Annotated in this window: 18 protein-coding genes; 3 read left to right on the top strand and 15 right to left on the bottom strand. The window is 34.8% G+C overall.

What is annotated here, in order from left to right:
* Positions 1 to 162 precede the first annotated feature (162 nt).
* The 8 genes from atpC to atpB are packed head-to-tail and all read right to left on the bottom strand — an operon-like array spanning position 163 to position 6,544.
* Positions 163 to 612: an ATP synthase F1 subunit epsilon gene (atpC, locus tag GSA01S_RS04725; protein ID WP_245631274.1), complete on the bottom strand. Its 450-nt coding sequence runs from the start codon at positions 610 to 612 to the stop codon at positions 163 to 165.
* 13 nt (positions 613 to 625) lie between these two features.
* Positions 626 to 2,083: a F0F1 ATP synthase subunit beta gene (gene atpD / locus GSA01S_RS04720; RefSeq protein WP_066125341.1), complete on the bottom strand. Its 1,458-nt coding sequence runs from the start codon at positions 2,081 to 2,083 to the stop codon at positions 626 to 628.
* Between the two features lie 17 nt (positions 2,084 to 2,100).
* Positions 2,101 to 3,024 carry an ATP synthase F1 subunit gamma gene (gene atpG, locus GSA01S_RS04715; protein WP_066125340.1) on the bottom strand — a complete coding sequence of 308 codons (924 nt, stop codon included), beginning with the start codon at positions 3,022 to 3,024 and terminating at the stop codon, positions 2,101 to 2,103.
* Between the two features lie 20 nt (positions 3,025 to 3,044).
* Positions 3,045 to 4,538: a F0F1 ATP synthase subunit alpha gene (gene atpA, locus GSA01S_RS04710; RefSeq protein WP_066125338.1), complete on the bottom strand. Its 1,494-nt coding sequence runs from the start codon at positions 4,536 to 4,538 to the stop codon at positions 3,045 to 3,047.
* 11 nt (positions 4,539 to 4,549) lie between these two features.
* A complete protein-coding gene (locus GSA01S_RS04705) occupies positions 4,550 to 5,032 on the bottom strand; it encodes a F0F1 ATP synthase subunit delta (protein ID WP_169792671.1) in 483 nt (160 codons plus the stop codon).
* The gene (gene atpF, locus GSA01S_RS04700) at positions 5,032 to 5,541 is read right to left on the bottom strand and encodes a F0F1 ATP synthase subunit B (protein WP_066125334.1); all 510 of its coding nucleotides are present in this window, start codon (positions 5,539 to 5,541) and stop codon (positions 5,032 to 5,034) included. The genes GSA01S_RS04705 and atpF overlap by 1 nt, the downstream gene beginning before the upstream one ends.
* Positions 5,542 to 5,584: 43 nt before the next feature.
* Positions 5,585 to 5,797: a F0F1 ATP synthase subunit C gene (atpE, locus tag GSA01S_RS04695; protein WP_066125333.1), complete on the bottom strand. Its 213-nt coding sequence runs from the start codon at positions 5,795 to 5,797 to the stop codon at positions 5,585 to 5,587.
* 27 nt (positions 5,798 to 5,824) lie between these two features.
* The gene (gene atpB / locus GSA01S_RS04690) at positions 5,825 to 6,544 is read right to left on the bottom strand and encodes a F0F1 ATP synthase subunit A (RefSeq protein WP_066125331.1); all 720 of its coding nucleotides are present in this window, start codon (positions 6,542 to 6,544) and stop codon (positions 5,825 to 5,827) included.
* A gap of 374 nt (positions 6,545 to 6,918) precedes the next feature.
* On the opposite strand from atpB, the gene malQ reads away from it, so the two are divergent.
* Positions 6,919 to 8,511, top strand: a complete 1,593-nt coding sequence (malQ, locus tag GSA01S_RS04685; protein ID WP_083513202.1) for a 4-alpha-glucanotransferase — start codon at positions 6,919 to 6,921, stop codon at positions 8,509 to 8,511.
* Positions 8,512 to 8,615: 104 nt separating this feature from the next.
* On the top strand, positions 8,616 to 10,880 hold the full coding sequence (locus tag GSA01S_RS04680) for a glycogen/starch/alpha-glucan phosphorylase (protein ID WP_066125329.1): 2,265 nt from the start codon (positions 8,616 to 8,618) through the stop codon (positions 10,878 to 10,880).
* A 402-nt stretch (positions 10,881 to 11,282) separates the two neighbouring features.
* On the opposite strand, the gene GSA01S_RS04675 is transcribed toward GSA01S_RS04680, so the two are convergent.
* The gene (locus GSA01S_RS04675; protein WP_066125327.1) at positions 11,283 to 11,789 is read right to left on the bottom strand and encodes a PTS sugar transporter subunit IIA; all 507 of its coding nucleotides are present in this window, start codon (positions 11,787 to 11,789) and stop codon (positions 11,283 to 11,285) included.
* A 130-nt stretch (positions 11,790 to 11,919) separates the two neighbouring features.
* Between GSA01S_RS04675 and GSA01S_RS04670 the strand changes: the two genes are divergently transcribed.
* Positions 11,920 to 12,762, top strand: coding sequence for an undecaprenyl-diphosphate phosphatase (locus tag GSA01S_RS04670; RefSeq protein ID WP_174519396.1), 843 nt, complete (start codon positions 11,920 to 11,922; stop codon positions 12,760 to 12,762).
* Positions 12,763 to 12,823: 61 nt separating this feature from the next.
* Here GSA01S_RS04670 and zwf read toward each other — a convergent pair whose 3' ends face one another.
* The 6 genes from zwf to GSA01S_RS04640 all read right to left on the bottom strand — a co-directional run bounded on the left by zwf (position 12,824) and on the right by GSA01S_RS04640 (position 18,969).
* Positions 12,824 to 14,254: a glucose-6-phosphate dehydrogenase gene (zwf, locus tag GSA01S_RS04665; protein WP_066125326.1), complete on the bottom strand. Its 1,431-nt coding sequence runs from the start codon at positions 14,252 to 14,254 to the stop codon at positions 12,824 to 12,826.
* A 290-nt stretch (positions 14,255 to 14,544) separates the two neighbouring features.
* The gene (locus GSA01S_RS04660; protein WP_066125325.1) at positions 14,545 to 15,825 is read right to left on the bottom strand and encodes a DEAD/DEAH box helicase; all 1,281 of its coding nucleotides are present in this window, start codon (positions 15,823 to 15,825) and stop codon (positions 14,545 to 14,547) included.
* A 9-nt stretch (positions 15,826 to 15,834) separates the two neighbouring features.
* Entirely contained in the window at positions 15,835 to 16,851 is a 1,017-nt protein-coding gene (locus tag GSA01S_RS04655; protein ID WP_066125323.1) for a Gfo/Idh/MocA family protein, read from the bottom strand.
* 11 nt (positions 16,852 to 16,862) lie between these two features.
* Entirely contained in the window at positions 16,863 to 17,477 is a 615-nt protein-coding gene (locus GSA01S_RS04650; RefSeq protein ID WP_066125321.1) for a TIGR01906 family membrane protein, read from the bottom strand.
* A 1-nt stretch (position 17,478) separates the two neighbouring features.
* Complete coding sequence (locus GSA01S_RS04645) at positions 17,479 to 18,249, bottom strand: TIGR01457 family HAD-type hydrolase (RefSeq protein ID WP_066125319.1); 771 nt, start codon at positions 18,247 to 18,249, stop codon at positions 17,479 to 17,481.
* Between the two features lie 12 nt (positions 18,250 to 18,261).
* Positions 18,262 to 18,969 (bottom strand): YutD family protein, encoded by a 708-nt coding sequence (locus GSA01S_RS04640; protein ID WP_066125317.1) that lies wholly within the window; start codon positions 18,967 to 18,969, stop codon positions 18,262 to 18,264.
* Between the last annotated feature and the right edge of the window lie 167 nt (positions 18,970 to 19,136).

Below are 19,136 nucleotides of genomic sequence, written 5' to 3'. Positions count from 1 at the left end.
CGAACAATAATCTTAAGTAAGTTTATCAAGTTTATGCCCGTCCCCCCTAATTTCTAGGGTTTTATTATTTCGTTGTGTTGTATTAAGTAGAGATCAACACCTTAGATGTTAACCAACCTTTGTTCCTTAAAAGAAGAGAGGCACTATTGGCAACTCATCATCTTATAAACGACGATGTTGACTAACGGCAATTTTATTGATAGCTCTTTCTAGTGAAATTTTCGCACGCTTAAATTTGCTAGAATCTTTCTCTCTTAAGGCGGCAGCCATATCTTCTTCAGCTTGTTGTTTTTGAATTTCAACGGCTGCTTCATCAATGTCACGAGCACGAACAGCATAGTTAGAAATAATCTCTAATTGATTGTTCGCCATTGATAGGATGCCACCATTAATCGCAATATAATCAACAGGTTCTCCATCTTCCACTCGTGTTACTTTAACAGCCGAAATGACTAGTGGCGTTAAAATAGGAATATGATTCGGCATAATGGTTAATCCGCCTTGGGTTGTCTTTACATTACAACTATAGGAATGGTGTTCATAGATAATACCATCAGGTGATGAAATGGTCACAGTCATGTATGGACGACTAGTATTTTCATTATTTGCCAATTCATTCACTTCCTTATTCTAATTCTTCCGGTAGACTTACACCTAATTTTTTCGCTTTTTCTATCACTTGATCAATATTTCCAACATTACGGAAAGCTTCTTCTGGAAGAGTATCGTATTTACCATTTAAAATACCTTCGAAGCCATCTAGTGTTTCTTGAATAGTGACAAAAGATCCAGGTAAACCAGTAAAAGCTTCAGCCACATGGAAGTTTTGCGATAAGAAATATTGAATACGACGGGCTCTTTTCACCGTAATTTTTTCATCATCTGATAATTCATCAATCCCTAAAATGGCAATGATATCTTGCAATTCACGGTAACGTTGTAAAACAGTTTGCACTTGACGGGCAATTTCATAATGACGCAGACCCACTATTTCTTCAGATAAAGCACTTGAAGTGGATGCCAATGGGTCAACAGCTGGGTAAATCCCTTGTTCTGCTAAATGGCGCTCTAAGTTGGTAGTCGCATCTAGATGGGCAAAGGTTGTCGCAGGAGCAGGGTCAGTATAGTCATCGGCTGGCACATATACCGCTTGAATCGATGTAATGGAACCGTGCTTCGTTGACGTAATACGTTCTTGCATTTGTCCCATTTCACTTGCTAAAGTTGGTTGATACCCTACTGCTGAAGGCATACGACCTAATAAGGCTGACACTTCGGAACCTGCTTGAGTAAAACGATAAATATTATCAATAAATAATAAGACGTCTTGTTTCAATTCGTCACGGAAATATTCCGCCATTGTAAGTCCTGTTAAGACAACACGCATACGTGCTCCAGGTGGTTCATTCATTTGACCGAAAACCATGGCCGTCTTCTTGCTTACACCTGACTCTCGCATTTCAAAAACGAGGTCATTCCCTTCACGGGTACGTTCTCCAACCCCAGTGAAAACTGAGATACCTCCTAATTGTTCTGCAATATTATGAATTAATTCTTGAATTAAGACCGTTTTACCCACTCCGGCACCACCGAATAAACCGATTTTTCCCCCTTTAATATAAGGAGCTAATAAATCGATGACCTTAATTCCGGTTTCTAAAACATGAAAACTATTATCTAAGTCCTCATATTTAGGGGCTTCACGATGAATACTTTTGAGTTCAACATCGTCGCCAACCGGTTCTAGTTCATCAATTGTCTCACCTAAAACATTGAATACTCTACCTAAAGTGGCTTCGCCTACTGGCACTTTAATCGGTGTTAAATAATCCACAACTGTCATGCCGCGTTCCAAACCATCGGTTGATTCCATCGCAATTGTCCGGACCATTCCATGACCTAAATCCAGTGCAACTTCTAAGGTTAATAATTTTTCTTCATCCGAAATATTTTCTTGCATTACATCCGCCATATCAGCGTTCGTTACAATTAATGCATTATGAATGTCAGGACCACCATTTTCAATTGGGAAAGTGACATCGACTACGGGTCCAATAACTTGTTCAATACGACCAATTCGCATGTACAACATTCCTCCTTCTAATCATTCAGTGCTTGTGCACCGCTAATTATTTCAATAATTTCATTCGTTACTTTTAATTGTCTTTTTTGATTATATTGTTGTTTTAAATTTTCAATCATTTCCTCTGCATTATCCGTCGCACTACGCATCGCACTCATACGACTAGCATGTTCAGATGTTTTTGCATCAATAATTGCACCATATATTTGACTTTCAGCATATTGAGGCAATAATACATCTAGTAGTTCGCTTTCAGAAGGTTCAATTAAAAACTCAACTTCTGTTTCGGTATTTTCTAATTCTTCCTCTAACTCTAAATCGGTAATGGGTAAAATTTGTTCAGCACGAAATTGAGAAGTCATTGGATTAATATGATGGTTATAACAAACATATAAGGCATCAAAGACTTGTTCTTTAAATAGTTCGACCGCTTTTTTTACAATCTTCGACACTTCAAAAAAGCTAGGGTGATCGGTTAAATTATGAATTTCATAAGCGACTTCATACCCTTCATCGCGACAAAATTTTGCGATCGGTTCCCCTATTGCTAACACTACCACTTCGCTTTTATCTTGATGGTCTTGTTTTAACATCGTTTCGGTTGCTTTTAAAATCGAATGATTGTAGCCACCTGCTAAACCTTTATCTGATGTAATAATTAAATAACCGGTTTTCTTAATCGGTCTTTCAATTAACATATCATGAAAATCAATATCTTTTACTTCATTGACATCCATCGGTACACCATCATCTAATAAATCAAATTGTTGTTTACCTAAACGGGCAACCATTTTCTTTAGTTTTTGGCCATAAGTAAAATAACGACTCGAAGTTTGCACCATTTTATTATATTTAGAAGCAGAAACCATCTGCATCGCTTTGGTAATTTGAGCTGTTTTGCGAGTGGAGTCGATTCTTTTTTTTATTTGGTTTAATGACATACCACTACCTCTTTCTAAATCTATTGTGCTATTTGAGAATGTTCTTCTAAAATGGTTTGTAATAAATCTTCTTCAGGCATTCGATGGTTGCGACTAATATCACGTAAAACAACATCATAACGTTCTTCTAAGAAATTATAGAGTGATTGTTCATACTCTTTTAGTTTATCAATCCCAACACTATCAAGATAGCCATGATTTAAGGCGTAGAATAAAATGATTTGTTTTTCAACACTTACTGGTTTATGTAAAGGTTGTTTTAACACTTCAACCGTTCTACGTCCGCGATTTAATTTTTGTTGTGTTAAAGCATCTAAGTCTGAACCGAATTGTGTAAAGGCTTCTAATTCACGGTAACTAGCTAAATCAATTCGTAAAGTACCGGACACTTGTTTCATTGGTTTTAATTGTGCCGATCCACCCACACGCGATACCGATAAACCGGCATTAATTGCGGGTCTGACACCAGAGTGGAATAAATCACTTTCCAAGAATATTTGTCCATCGGTAATGGAGATGACATTCGTTGGAATATAGGCCGAAATATCTCCTGCTTGCGTTTCAACAATTGGCAGTGAAGTAATCGAACCTCCACCTAACTTATCAGATAATTTTGCAGAACGCTCTAATAAACGAGAATGTAAATAGAAAACATCTCCAGGGTAAGCTTCACGACCTGGTGGACGTTTTAATAATAAACTCATTTCCCGATAAGCTGCTGCTTGTTTAGATAAATCATCGTAAATAATTAAAACATGCTTGCCTTCATACATAAATTCTTCGGCCATTGCCGTTGCAGAGTATGGTGCTAAATAAAGTAATGGCGCCGGTTGTGAAGCACTTGCACTCATTACAATTGAATAGTCCATCGCACCATGTGCTTGCAATGTCGTCACGATGTTTTTTACAGTTGATTCTTTTTGACCAATCGCGACATAAATACAAATAACATCTTGTCCTTTTTGATTTAAAATCGTATCAATTGCTAAAGATGTTTTACCGGTCTTACGATCCCCGATAATTAACTCACGTTGTCCACGTCCGATTGGTACTAAAGAGTCAATGGCTTTAATACCTGTTTGCAATGGTTCATTAACACTTTGACGTTCCATAATTCCTGGCGCATCTGCTTCAACAGGTCTTGTTTTTTTATAGTCAATTTCACCAATACCGTCAATCGCTTCACCTAGAGGATTAATCACACGACCTAATAGGCCATTTCCTACCGGTACTTCCATAATTTTATGTAAACGACGGACTAAATCACCTTCGTGAATATTCACATACTCACCAAAAATAATAATCCCGACATCTTTGGTTTCTAAGTTTTGAACCATCCCAATTGTTCCATTAGCAAATTCAACCATTTCTCCGACCATGACATTTTCTAATCCATAAGCACGGGCAATCCCATCCCCAATGTAAGAAACTGTTCCAATTTCTTCAATTAATTCTTCACTGTGGAATTGACGAATTTGTTGACGAAGACGTTCATCTAATCTTTCTAAACTCATTTCAATCCCTCCTAATAATGCCAATTACGATCTAAATGACGTCGTAATTCTTTTAAAGTCTTTTTACCCGTTACTTCATAATAGTAACTTTCACTTTGAATACGGACACCCGCAATTAAACTTGGATCGACGACTGTCGTAATACGACGTAATGGCTTTTTGGTAATATCTAAAAATTTACGCACAATGCGTTCTTTTTCCTCGTCAGTTAAAGGAACCGCAGAGGTAATCATTAACATTTCACTTTGATTTTGTTCTTTGTTAAGAGAATCTCCTTCATCATGCATCATGTTTAACATGATTTTTCCTAAAAGTTCATCTTCAAAATGCTCACGATTCGCATCAGGATTATCATCGTTCCATTTTTGAATCGAATCACGAATACGTTCTTGATTGATTTTTTTTAATAAAGCATCTTCTTCGTTTTTAACTTTTTTATTAACCTTTAACGATTCATTAACACTTGTTTGATTTAAAGTTTCATTTTCACTCATCATGCTATATCATCCATTCCTGCAATGAAATCATCGACCAATTTATGGTAATCTTCTTCTTTAATTTCACGGCGTAAAATTTTCTCTGCAATTTCAATAGCAATATCAGATACTTCATTTTTAATTTCATTTAAGATGCGTTCACGATCTTGTTCAATTTCTTGATTAGCAGATTCATGAAGACGTGCTATCTCCTCTTTTGCTTCTTTAATCATATTATCTTGAATTTGTAAGCTTTGTTTTTTAGCTGCTAAGATAATTTGATTAGCTTCCGCACGTGCATCTTTTAATGCTTGTTGAGCATCTTCTTTAGCTTTAGTACTCGTAGCTTTTTCTTCAGCTGCTTGTGCTAAATCTCCTTCAATAATTTGACGACGTTGTGCTAACATCGACATAAAAGGTTCCCAAGTGAATTTCTTAATAATCATCAGTAAAGCGACAAACGCAATCATCGTAACGATCGTATTGCCTAATGCGGTGTTTCCACTTGATGCATATACAATTAACATTTTAATCCTCCTTCATTTAGTATCGTCAGCTTAATTAGTTTAATTATCTGAAAACTAAAATAAAGGCGATAACCACGGCCATAATCGGCACCGCTTCAATTAACCCTACTCCAAGGAACATGGTCATACGTAATTTACCTTCTAATTCTGGTTGACGTGCAATTGATTCGATTGTTTTTGAAATAACCATACCATTACCAATTGATGCAGAAAGAGCAGCAATCGCAACAGCAATAGCAGCAGCAATAGCGTTCATATTTTATATTCTCCTTATCTTTAAAAACTATATTTCTTCTTTTTCAACTTTATGCGACAAATATACCATTGTTAAGGTTACAAATATATAAGATTGAATGGCACCTATAAATACTGAAAATCCTTGCCATACCATTTGTAATGGTAATCCTATTACCCATGTAAAGACACCTTTAGCATTGGCTAAATTAGCAATTAAACCTAATAAAACTTCCCCAGCGAAAATATTACCATATAGACGAAGTGCTAATGTCAAAGCATTAGTAAACTCTTCAACTAATTTTATTGGGAATAAAAATGCTGAAGGTTCTAAATAGCCATTCACCACATACCCCTTCATTCCTTGTTCTGTAATCCCTAGGAAATGAGATAACAAAATCATTAAAAGTGCTATCGATAAACACACAATTGGATCGGCTGTCGGACTTCTCCAAAGTGATAATTCACCCACATGTAATATTAAAGGTAAACCTATCATATTAGAGGTAAAAATAAATAACAATAATGTCAATCCTAATAATTGATAATTTTGTGCTCCTTTATCATCGATTGCTCCCCCTACTACGCCTCGAACAAATTCAATAATCGTTTCCATTAATAGTTGAGGCTTATTTGGTTTATCCACCGATAAATTATGTGAAGTCCAAACACAAAGCACTGTGACGATAGCGACAGTTGCTAAAATAGCTAAAAAAGTGTTCAACCCAAAAGAAATACCTAATAGTTCAAACACAATCGTTTCATCCAAGAGTGACCCTCCTTTTTTTGGTAATTGACTGTTGTCAATAAAATTTTGTTGACATTTATCTTCTCGAAAATGACACAAATCCATAACTAGTTTACCACTTAATTTTCTATAAAACAAACTTTGAAAGGGGTTAAGTAAATATTTTTTTGTTATAATTAGGATATAAAAATATTGATATAAAAACATCTTTTTGGCAATTAATGACTAACTTTCATGTCATCTTTCGTCAGTTCCTCAAAATTGAAAACCTTGCTATCATCGCCTTTTGAGACTGTTATCCGGTAACAGAATTTAGAAAAAGGCCAAAATCATTTGTAAGTATTTTTTATTCCTTATATAATGAATGCGACAACAAAATTAAAGGAGGTCGTGTTATGGCCCGATCAAGTGGCGTCTTAATGCATATATCATCATTACCAAATAAATTTGGTATCGGTACATTTGGGCAATCAGCTTATGACTTTGTTGATTTCCTAGTTCGTACCAAACAAACCTATTGGCAGATTCTTCCTTTAGGTACAACTAGTTATGGTGATTCACCCTATCAATCATTTTCAGCTATCGCTGGGAACCCTCACTTTATTGATTTTGAACTATTAAGTAAAGAAGGTCTCTTAGAACCAGCTGATTATGAAAAAGTTGATTTTGGTGACGATCCAGAAAATGTGGACTACGGCACTATATTCATTAACCGCCGTCCTATTCTCGAAAAAGCTGTCGCAAACTTTTTAAAACGAGGCAAATTAGAAGGATACACACAATTCGTTGCCGAAAATGCACATTGGTTAGAAGACTATGCAGAGTATATGGCAATCAAAGAAGATTTCGGTTTAGTTTCTTGGACCGAATGGGATGAGGATATTCGTTTACGCGATAAAAAAGCATTAAATGAATACCGTAAAAAATTGGTGAAAGAAATTGAGTTTCATAAAGTAACCCAATATTTCTTCTTCACTCAATGGTTACAATTAAAAGCTTATGCTAATGAAAATGATATTCAAATCATTGGTGATATGCCAATCTATGTTTCAGCTGACTCTGTTGAAATGTGGACGAATTCAAAACTATTTAAAGTAGATGAATTCAAAATGCCGATTGTTGTTGCAGGTACGCCACCGGATAACTTCTCTGATGACGGTCAATATTGGGGGAACCCAATTTATGACTGGGAATATATGGAGAAAGATAAATATTCTTGGTGGATTCTGCGTATGAAAGAAAGTTTTAAAATTTATGATATGGTTCGTATTGACCACTTCCGAGGTTTTGAATCTTATTGGGCTGTACCTTTTGGCTCCCCTACTGCTGCTGATGGCCGTTGGGAAAAAGGTCCAGATGTTAAATTATTCAAGCAAATCAAAAAAGAATTAGGCGATTTAAATATTATCGCTGAAGACTTAGGGTTCTTAACCCAAGAAGTAATTGATATGCGCGATGCAACTGGTTTCCCAGGAATGAAAATCTTACAATTTGGTTTTGATGGTACAGACTCTATGGAATTACCACATAACTATGTGCGTAATACGATTAGTTACTTAGGAACTCATGATAATGAAACCATTACAGGTTGGTATCAATCAGTTCCTGAATATATCCGTCATAATGCTGATAAATATTCTAATCGTAAAGATGATGAAACCATCGCCGAAGCTCTAAATCGTACATTATCAGCTTCAGTAAGTGATTATGTTATCTTCACGATGCAAGATTTATTAGACTTAGATAATTCTGCACGTATGAATGAGCCTTCCACCATTGGTAAAAACTGGAAATGGCGCATGAAAGAAGATGCTATTACAGAAACGATTGAAGCGAAGTTGACCGATTACACCGTCACCTACTTCAGAGCAAACCAACACATTGTAAAAAAAGAAGCAGAAAAAGCTAAAGCTGCTCAAAAAGAAAAAGAAAAAAGTAAATCAACTAAAAAAGTTGCTGCTAAACCAAAGACTAAAACTAACAAATAAATTTAGTTCATTTGGAAATCGACAATTTTCTACTATTCAATATTTTGTTAAATTACCATAGTTTTAATAACATATCTAATTTACATTTTAAAAGGAGAAAACAAATGACTTTATTATCAAATTATACAAACAAACTTTTCAATAAGACTGTTGCTGAGTGTACTGAACAAGAATTATATAAGGTTTTATTACATCTTGTTCGTGACAAATCAAAAGATCAACCAACCAATGACACAAAGAAAAAATTATACTATTTCTCAGCTGAGTTTTTAATTGGTAAATTATTAAGTAACAACTTATTAAACTTAGGTCTATATGATGAAGTACAAGCAGATTTAACCGCTGCGGGCAAAAATATGATGGACATCGAGCAAGCAGAAAATGAACCATCATTAGGAAACGGTGGTTTAGGACGTTTAGCTGCTTGTTTCGTTGACTCAATCGCAACATTAGGATTAAACGGTGATGGTGTTGGTTTAAACTATCATTACGGTTTATTCCGTCAAGTATTTAAAGACAATCAACAAACTGCTATTCCAGATCCATGGTTAGATGGCGACGATTGGGTAATCCGCTCAGAACATTCTTATGTTGTGCCATTCAAAGATTTTGAATTAAAATCAACACTTTACGATATTGATGTTCCTGGTTACAAACAAGAGAAGAAAAACCGTTTACGTTTATTCGACTTAGATTCTGTTAACTCAGAAATTATTACTGATGGTATTAACTTTGATAAAGGTAATATTTTAGAAAACTTAACTTTATTCTTATATCCAGATGATTCTGATCATGCAGGAGAATTATTACGTATTTACCAACAATATTTCATGGTATCAAATGGTGCGCAATTAGTTTTAGATGAAGCAATCGCTAAAGGAAGTAACTTACATGACTTAGCAGACTATGCGATTATTCAAATCAACGATACTCACCCTGCTTTTGTTATTCCTGAATTAATCCGTTTATTAGGTGAACGTGGTATTGAATTTGATGAAGCGGTGAAAATCGTTCGTTCGATGACAGCTTATACTAACCATACAATTTTAGCAGAGGCATTAGAAAAATGGCCATTATCTGATATTGAAGAAGTAGCACCACAATTATTACCAATTATTCATCAATTAGCTGAAGTGGTTGAAGCAGAATATCCTGGTAATGAAGCAGTCGCAATTATCGATAAACAAAACCGTGTGCATATGGCTCATATTGCGATTCACTTTGGATACAGTGTTAACGGGGTTGCTGCCTTACATACTGAAATCTTAAAAGCTTCAGAATTAAAGCATTTCTATGATATCTATCCAGAAAAATTCAATAACAAAACGAATGGTATTACCTTCCGTCGTTGGATTATGGATGCTAACCCTGAATTAGCAAAATTATTAGATAATACGATTGGTTCTGAATGGCGTAATAACAGTGATTTAACTGCATTATTAGATCACATTGATGACGAAAATGTCATCAAAGCTTTAAATGATATCAAACATGATAACAAGAAGAAATTACAAGAAAGTCTAAGAAAAACACAAGGTGTTGAAATTAACAACCACTCTATTATTGATGTTCAAATTAAGAGAATTCACGAATATAAACGTCAACAAATGTTAGCTTTATATATTATTCATAAATATTTTGCAATTAAAAACGGTGAAATTCCTGCTACACCAATTACAATCATTTTTGGTGGTAAAGCAGCACCAGCTTATACAATTGCACAAGATGTGATTCACTTAATCTTAAACTTATCTGAAATCATTGCTAATGACCCAGATGTGAGCCCTCACTTACAAGTCGTAATGATTGAAAACTATAATGTAACAGCGGCTACGTACTTAATTCCTGCAGCAAACATTTCAGAACAAATCTCATTGGCTTCTAAAGAAGCTTCAGGTACTGGTAATATGAAATTCATGTTAAACGGTGCATTAACCTTAGGAACAATGGACGGTGCTAACGTTGAAATTCATGAATTAGTTGGTGATGAAAACATTAAAATCTTTGGTAAATTAAGTGATGAAATCATCGAATTATATGAAACTAATGGATATGTTGCTAAAGACTACTATGAGCGTGAAACAATCAAACCTTTAGTTGATTTCATTGTAAGTGATGAAATGATGGCAATCGGTAATGAAGAACGCTTAACTCGTTTACACAATGAATTAATCAATAAAGACTGGTTCATGACCTTAATCGACTTAGAAGAATTCATCGATGCTAAAGAAGAATTATATGCAGAATACGAAGATCGTGAAAATTGGTTACGTCGCTCATTAGTGAATATTGCTAAAGCTGGCTACTTCTCTTCTGACCGTACAATCAATGATTACAACGAAGATATTTGGCATTTAGAAAAAGCTTAAATATAAGATAATTAAACTATTGGTTTATCAGCTACAAACCAATCCCCAAAATAAGACTGGGCAGAAACGCATAAGTTTCTGCCCGGTCTTATACTTTATTTAGTAACATACGATTTGAGTTGAGTGTTCTCAAAAATGTCATGAAAAGCAGATACTTTTCACTTCGTCGGTTCTTACACAACCAAAAGCAACGAGCAATTAACAAGTAAAACCTAAGATGCTATTGCTCTAATTTTAAACCATCAGAAACAAGTATTAGAACAGTAGATACGTTTTTCTTCGTTATTTTAATACCATCAAAAACAAGGAGCAGCAAGTAGTAGAAAGTCAAATAATTATCGTTAAATCATTTTAAGAGTAAAAAAAGAGCCCCTCTCGGGACTCTACACTCTTATTATATGATTATTTTAAAGTAATATAACCAATTTCTTGGCCTTTGGTCACATTACCTGATGCTGTGATTTTATACTCTTCAATCACTTCTGAACCATTGGTAAAGATAACGATCATCGCATTATCTTTACCTTCATTTGCTAAAGCATCTAAATCCACTTCAGATACTTTACTTGCAGCGGTAACTTTGTCATTTTCATTTACATTTGTTTCAAATGGTTCACCATTTAACGAAACAGTATCAATGCCCATATGTAATAAAACTTCTAACTCACCCGCTTTAAATCCTACTGCATGTTGAGTCGGGAAGACATTGACAATTGTTCCTTCTACTGGTGATGAAATTGAGCCATTCGTTGGAAGGACAGCAAAACCGTCCCCCATCATTTTTTGAGCAAAAACGACATCGTTTACTTGTTCAATATTGATTAACTCACCATCAGCTGGTGCATATAATTTTATTTCTTTAATTACAGGTTCTTTTTCTTGTTGTTTTTTCTTGAAAAATCCAAACATTTATATTAGCTCCTATCATAGTATAGTAGCTATATTATAACATACCAAATCATAGTAGTAAAAAAATAATCGCTAATTTTTTCAAATAAGTGTATAATATAATAGGTATGAAAGCGAGGTTAAAAAATTTATGAATTTTAATATTGATATTTTAGAATTAATCCGTATTTTAATCTTGAGTATAGTTCAAGGAATTACGGAATGGTTACCGATTAGTAGTACAGGTCATATGATTATTATTGAAGAGTTTTTCTCACTGACTTCTAGTCCTGAATTTAAGGAATTATTTTTTGTCTTAGTACAACTTGGATCGATTATGGCGGTAGTCTTACTTTACTTTAATAAGTTAAATCCTTTTTCATTTAAAAAATCCGCACAAGAACGTAAGGACACTTGGTTTATCTGGTTTAAAGTCGCGGTGGCGAGTATTCCAGCTGTCCTATTTGGACTTGTTTTAGATGATTATATGGAGTTGTATTTTAATAAACCTTTAGTCGTTGCCGCTATGTTAATTGTTTATGGTTTTGCCTTTATTTGGATAGAAACACGTCAAAAGAGTCGTCACTCTCATGAGATTAATACTTTCCAAACATTAACCTTTAAAGACGCCTTTTTAATCGGTTGTTTCCAAGCATTAGCCATTATTCCGGGAACCTCTCGTTCGGGTTCTACCATCTTAGGGGCATTGTTACTTGGCACTTCTCGTTTTATCGCCACTGAATTTTCTTTTTATATGAGTATTCCAATTATGTTTGGAGCAAGCTTGAAAAAACTGCTAAAATTTGGTTTTATCTTTAGCCAAGCAGAATTAATTTATTTAGGTGTCGGAATGTTTGTCGCATTTATTGTTTCCGTTATTGCGATTAAATTCTTACTTAATTATATTAAACGAAACGACTTTAAAGCCTTCGGTTATTACCGTATTATCTTAGGATCCATTATCATATTATACTTCTTATTTACTGGCAGATAGATCATGTAAAACTGACCGCTACTTAACCGATTGTTCTCGGTTAAATAGCGGTCTTTTTTTGTTATTGATGCCATTCTATATGGTGTTTAGCTAATAAATCATCAGCTGCTTGTGGTCCTTTAGAGCCAGCTTCATAATTAGGGAAATCGGGTTCTATCTTTTGCCAGTGACTAAATAAATTATCGATATATTTCCAAGCGTGTTCCACTTCTAAGTAATGGGCAAAGTGACTCTTGTCGCCTAAAATACATTCAAAAATTAGACGCTCATAATCTTGCGGTGTTTGTGCTAATTGTTCATCTGTATAATAATATTCAAACGGAATGCTATAAGTATCATGTGAATAGCCAAATACCTTTTGGTTAACTAATAAACGATAACCTGTTCGCGGAGCAATTTCAATTCTTAAATGATTTCCGGCAATACCTTCCATCGTCGGTTTAAATTGAACATCAATTAAAGTCGATTTAGAATTGACACGTTTTCCTGTTCTTACGAAAAATGGTACACCCTCCCATTGAGGTAAATCCACTTCAACTTTCGCTGCTAAATAGGTTTCAGTATTGGAATCACTGGCCACATTCTCTTCCTCACGGTACCCTTTAAAATCCGCGGCAGAACCATATTGTCCGCGAACAAAATTGGCTTTAACTTCTTCGGTTGTCTTCGGTAAATGAAGTGATGCAAGTATTTTAATTTTCTCTTCTTGAATCGCTTCTGCCGAATTATCTTTAGGTGCATCCATCGCTAACAAAGCCAATAATTGTAAAGCATGATTTTGAATCATATCACGAGTTGCCCCTGAGTGATCATAATATTCCCCACGGTCTTCAACTCCAACCTCTTCTAACAAACTAATTTGGAAATGATCAATTCCCTTATTATTCCAAATATCGCTGAAAAGACGGTTGTCAAAACGAATATTGCGAATCGCTTGTACCATTTCTTTGCCTAAATAATGGTCAATACGGAAAATTTGGTCTTCATCAAATGCTTGATTTAATTTTAGTTGGAGTTCTTGCGCTGACTCGGTATCATGTCCAAATGGTTTTTCAATTATTAAGCGATTATACCCATTTTCCGTAATCAAGCCTTCCGTTTTTAAATGTAAGGTAATGGTTGGGAATAATGCAGGTGATAATGAAATATAGAAAATACGGTTCCCATCGGTTTGGTATTGTTGATCAAGCTCTGCTTGAAAAGCTTTTAAATTTTGATAATGTGCTTTATCATTCACATCATGGGATAAATAATAGATATGCGTTAAGAATTCTTCCAAATGTGTTGCATCTTCTACTTCTTTTGCGACACTTTGTCTAACAGTTTGACGCATATCCTCGTGGCTCCACTTAGTTCTTCCGGTTCCTATCAAGGCAAATTGTTTCGAAAGATGACCATTCTTGTATAGTCGATAAATTGCGGGATATAATTTACGCGACGCCAAATCTCCAGTCGCGCCAAATAGTGTCAAAATTAATTTATTTTCAGTCATGATACCCCTCCGATATATTTACTCATTATATTATAATCTATCACTCACAATATCTCAATTATATCTTTTAAAAACAAATAAGAGAAGAAATTTGATTATAATTAGAGCTTAATCAAAATTCTCCCCATATCGATATGGATTAAAAAATCTGTTAATTGGGTTTCAATGAGCTTTTATTATTGTTACCTATTTTTTACTATTTATACTTTAAGTTCTCTCTTTTGTAGGGTTATGCCTAATCGATTAAATGGCATTAAATAGTGATGTAAGAAGCCGTATGAATTGATTGATTATTTGCCACGACGTTTGCCTTTATTTTTAGTGTCACGTAAACGATTTTTCTTCTTCACAACTTTTTTCTTAGATTTCGGTTGATTGGCTCTACTTTTTGCTTGCGCCTTGCGTTTAATACTTTGCTCTTTTTCAACTTCAATATTCGCTAATCGTAACGCATCACGTTCTTCAATCGTCACGAGTTTTCCTTGATAATAAGCGCGTTCTTGTAAGTTAACCCCTTCATTCATTAGTATATGAGCTAAATCCCTGAACTCTTGCTCATTTAATAATGATAAGACGGTTCCTTTATTACCCATGCGACCGGTTCTACCAGAACGGTGCAAGTATGTTCGAGCATCATTGACGCGATTATAGTGAATCACAAACGGTAAGTCTGCTATATCAAGACCTCGTGCTGACACATCGGTTGTCAATAAATAAGTAGCTTTGCCTTCTCTAAAAGCATTAATAGCATGTTCACGCTCTAATTTTGATAATTGACCATGTAACGATACAACATTAAGACCATCATAAATTAATTTAGCTGCCACTTGATCCACTTCATTAACTTGCTCAAAAAAGACAATGGCTTGCATTCCCTCAACATGTGAAAGGCGTTTTAAATATTGAATCTTTTGACGATTTTGCACAATCAAACCAAAATGTTCGATATTATCTAATGACTGATGGTCTACGTTTACGACTCGAACACTTTCTCCCATCTCGACTGCCACCTTAACTAGCGCTGGACCAAAAGTAGCTGAAACCCAAACTTTTTGCACATCACGCATTAATTTATTAGTAAACTTTTCAATGGTAATGGCTTGCTCATCTTCATATAAGTAATCGGCTTCATCATAAACGATGGCTTTGACTAAATGAAGTTTTAATTTACGCGATTGCTCGCTTAACTCATATAAACGACCAGGAGAAGCCACAATGACTTCCGGTTTGTCTTTCAGGGCATTAATTTGGCGTTGCATATTGGCACTACCCAGAATTGTTAGGACTTCAAGTTCTTTGGCTCGCCCCCAAAGTTCAGCTACCTCTCCAATTTGCTTAACTAATTCTTGTGATGGCGCTAAGACTATTAATTGCAAAGTATTATTTTTTTCAACTTGCGCTAATAATGGTAACAGATAGGCTAATGTCTTACCTGTTCCCGTTGGTGAAACAGCTATCACCGATTCACCACTTTGAATGATGGGATACAACGCTTCTTGTATGGGACTCATTTGCTCGAAACCCTGCTGGTCCCATATCTTTTTAAAAGGTTCTTGAATAAAATTTGCCATATTGACTCCTTAATTAAATTTTAGATTGGCTGATTTTCTTAATTGTTCCATGACTTGTGCAACTTGTAAACTCATCTGCTTCCAGTCTTCATAACGAACTTTTTGCTGAATATTATCGGGATCTGTCAATACTTCTGCAAAAGCAATTAGTTCATCGTACATAACATTTTCTGGGCGATAATCGATTACTTTAGCCTCTTGTCCCGCTTTATTAATTAATTTAACACTCGCAATCCGAGTAATGCCCTCAATCACCACTGTTTCATCATCGAAGTAAATCTCAGATGGCATAATCGAATGAACGCCTTTAGACATAAAGATATTTACTTGAGAATGTTTATATTTTAAAATCGCATTACCAAATAAGTCAATTTGATTTGGACCTTTAACGGTATGGTAACTGACGCTATCAGGCATACCGAATAAATCCAAGGCTACATATAATGGATAAACACCAATGTCCATTAAAGTACCACCCGCAAATTTTGGATTAAAAATATTTGGTTGCTCTTCTTGACCCGCCATCGCTTGAATATATTGTTCATAACGAGAAGAATATTGACCAATATTAAAATTAGCCCCTAAAAATGGTTGTGAATGTCCCTTTTGTAAATTTCGAACTAATTGTCTTAAACGTCGATAATTGCGATTGTGGTAGTGTACCGCTGCCTCAAATACTTTAACTCCTTGCTGTTCAGCATATTGATGGATTTGATACCATTCACTAACCGAAGCAAAGGCCGGTTTTTCAACAATCACATGTTTCCCAGCACGAATCGCTTCTTTCGCGTACTGAAAGTGCAAACTATTAGGACTCGCAACATAAATAACATCAATGGTGGGATCATATAATAAATTATTTAATTGATCACAATAATAATCAGCTTGATAAAACTTAGCAATATCACGGGCATTTTTGGCATTACGAGAATAGATTCCCTTAATATGATATCGTCTCGTCAATTTTAGAGCTTGAATAAATTGTTCGGTAATCCAAGAAGTACCAATGGTGCCGACATTTAACATGGTCATTCCTCCTATTTCATAATGCGTCGATAAATCGCTAATAATAATTCATATAAAATAATGACACTGACAAAATAAATTAAAAATAGATTTTCTGGTAAGACTAAGATAATTGGATCGACTAAAGGGTCAAATAACCATAAATCGTTTCGGAAAAAAACTTGATGGAATAACAAAAAGATTTGATCAAAGGCAATGACCATTAAAAAAAGTAAAAGAAGCGGAAAATAAACCGCTAATTTAGAGAGTTGATATTGCAATTTTTTGACACCTAATTTGTTAGTAGACTGATAATTCCATCCTAAAAATATCAAGCCACAAATAGTCAAAACAAAATTAGCTTGCATTAAATATTTCACTTCAACAAAATGTTGGATACCAGCAGCGGAACTCGAAAAATCAGGAAAATTAAGGGTTTTAACTTGAGGTAGAATTAAAAAGTCCATCATATGTTCGATATTCACTAATAATTGTGTTTTGGTTAATCCGACTGGCGTAGCTAAATCAACAAAACTTAAATAGCCACGATAAATCAGCCCGCCTGATAAGATGACAATCGAAATTGCCAAACTTATAAATGCAACAATCATCAACAACACGCGCATGAATTGTTTGAATTGAATCATATTAAAGCTCCCATTGCGATAAATCTTCCACCACATAGGTAGGTGGAATCGGTAAATTGGCAACATCTTCCGGATGAGTCACACCTGTTAATACCAACAGTGTGTCCATTCCATTATCAATCCCAACACGAATGTCGGTTTCGTAATTATCTCCTACCATTAACACTTCATCGATTGTCAGACCTAATCGGTGTAGGCAGCCTTCTAAAATAGGACGATGTGGTTTCCCCATAATAATCGGCTCTACTTCCGTCGTATGTTGGATAAAAGCAGTTAACGCACCTGAACTCGGCATCATACCATTTTCTGTTGGAATACGACGATCGGTATTGGTCACAATAAATGGAGCGCCTTGGCGAATAGCATTAGCGGCTGTTGCTAGTTCATGATAGGTTACTTCACGATTAAGTGCTTGCACTACCACTTGCGCATTTTCTGTTTGATCAATCTGATAGCCGGCATCTTCAATCAATTTTTTAAAGGAAGGCTCGCCCACTACATGGACTGTTTGTCCTAGATGATGTGCATTTAAATAATCAATTAAAGCTAATGACGAAGTATAAACATTTTTTGGTTCAGCTGGTAAATGATAATTATTTTGTAAATTTAAGGCCACTTCTTCCGGCGTTTTCGTTGCATTATTCGTCATAAATAAATAGGGTATCTCTTTTTCATGCAACTGTTTAATAAAGGCTTCTGCCGTTGGAATTCGTCTTTTTCCAAAATATACGGTTCCATCTAAATCAATTAAATAAGCTTTATACTTTTTCATTGAATGCTCCTTCTAAGGTTGTTGTTTAATAATAAAATTTCGTTTGTTAGTACGATGAGTTTGTTTTTGTTTTGATTTCACCACTTTATTGGCTTCAAAATCAGCTTTTTTGTTTTGTGATGTATGTTGCTTTCCTAATTGCTTAATTTGAAAAGCTTGATTTTGTTCACGTTGGTTATGACGTTTATGGCGTGATTTCCGTTTGGTTTTCTCATTATTCGTTGTCAATGAATTTTGTTGTTTTTGATGAATCGTATTAATAGGATTTTTTGTAGGTCGTTTCGACTGTGGCTTAGCCTGGCTAATTCGTTCTCGTAATTGATTGTATTTAACCAATGCTTCTTCTTTTGCTAAAACAAAATAACGGCAACCGAAATTACAATATTCTTTTAAATAATCATCTAAGTAATCAATGATTTGTTCACGTGGCACCTTACGACGATTAATTTGATAAAAACCCCTTAAACGTAATTGTTCAAAGCCCCAATCACCTACAATAAAATCAAAACGTTCAAAATACTCTTGATACCTCGCTTCAAAAGCACCAAAATCAAAGCCTTCGCGATAATTGGTAGCGACATGATAAATTTGTTCATTGATTTGAATAGTGGTCTCATCAATTTGATGAATATTTTTTTCTGATACATCTTCATCATGAATAATCGAGGTTAAGATGGATTCAATTTGATCAGAAATCGTATCGATAGATTTTTTAGACATCAAAAATCTCCTTTCAAGGATAATATGGATAAATTTCATTATTGTATTGAGTTAACATTCTTTATTATAACAGTAACCACACTAGAAATGAAGAACAACTAAAAAAAGAATCACGATTGAATAAGGAGGCTAAGCATAAACTTGAAAAATTTAGTTAACTTGGATAG

The organism is Globicatella sanguinis NBRC 15551 (assembly GCF_001552295.1).
Classification (GTDB): Bacteria; Bacillota; Bacilli; order Lactobacillales; family Aerococcaceae; genus Globicatella; species Globicatella sanguinis.
The sequence above is the reverse complement of the archived record's forward strand: the minus strand, read 5'-3'. Positions and strand labels throughout refer to the sequence as shown.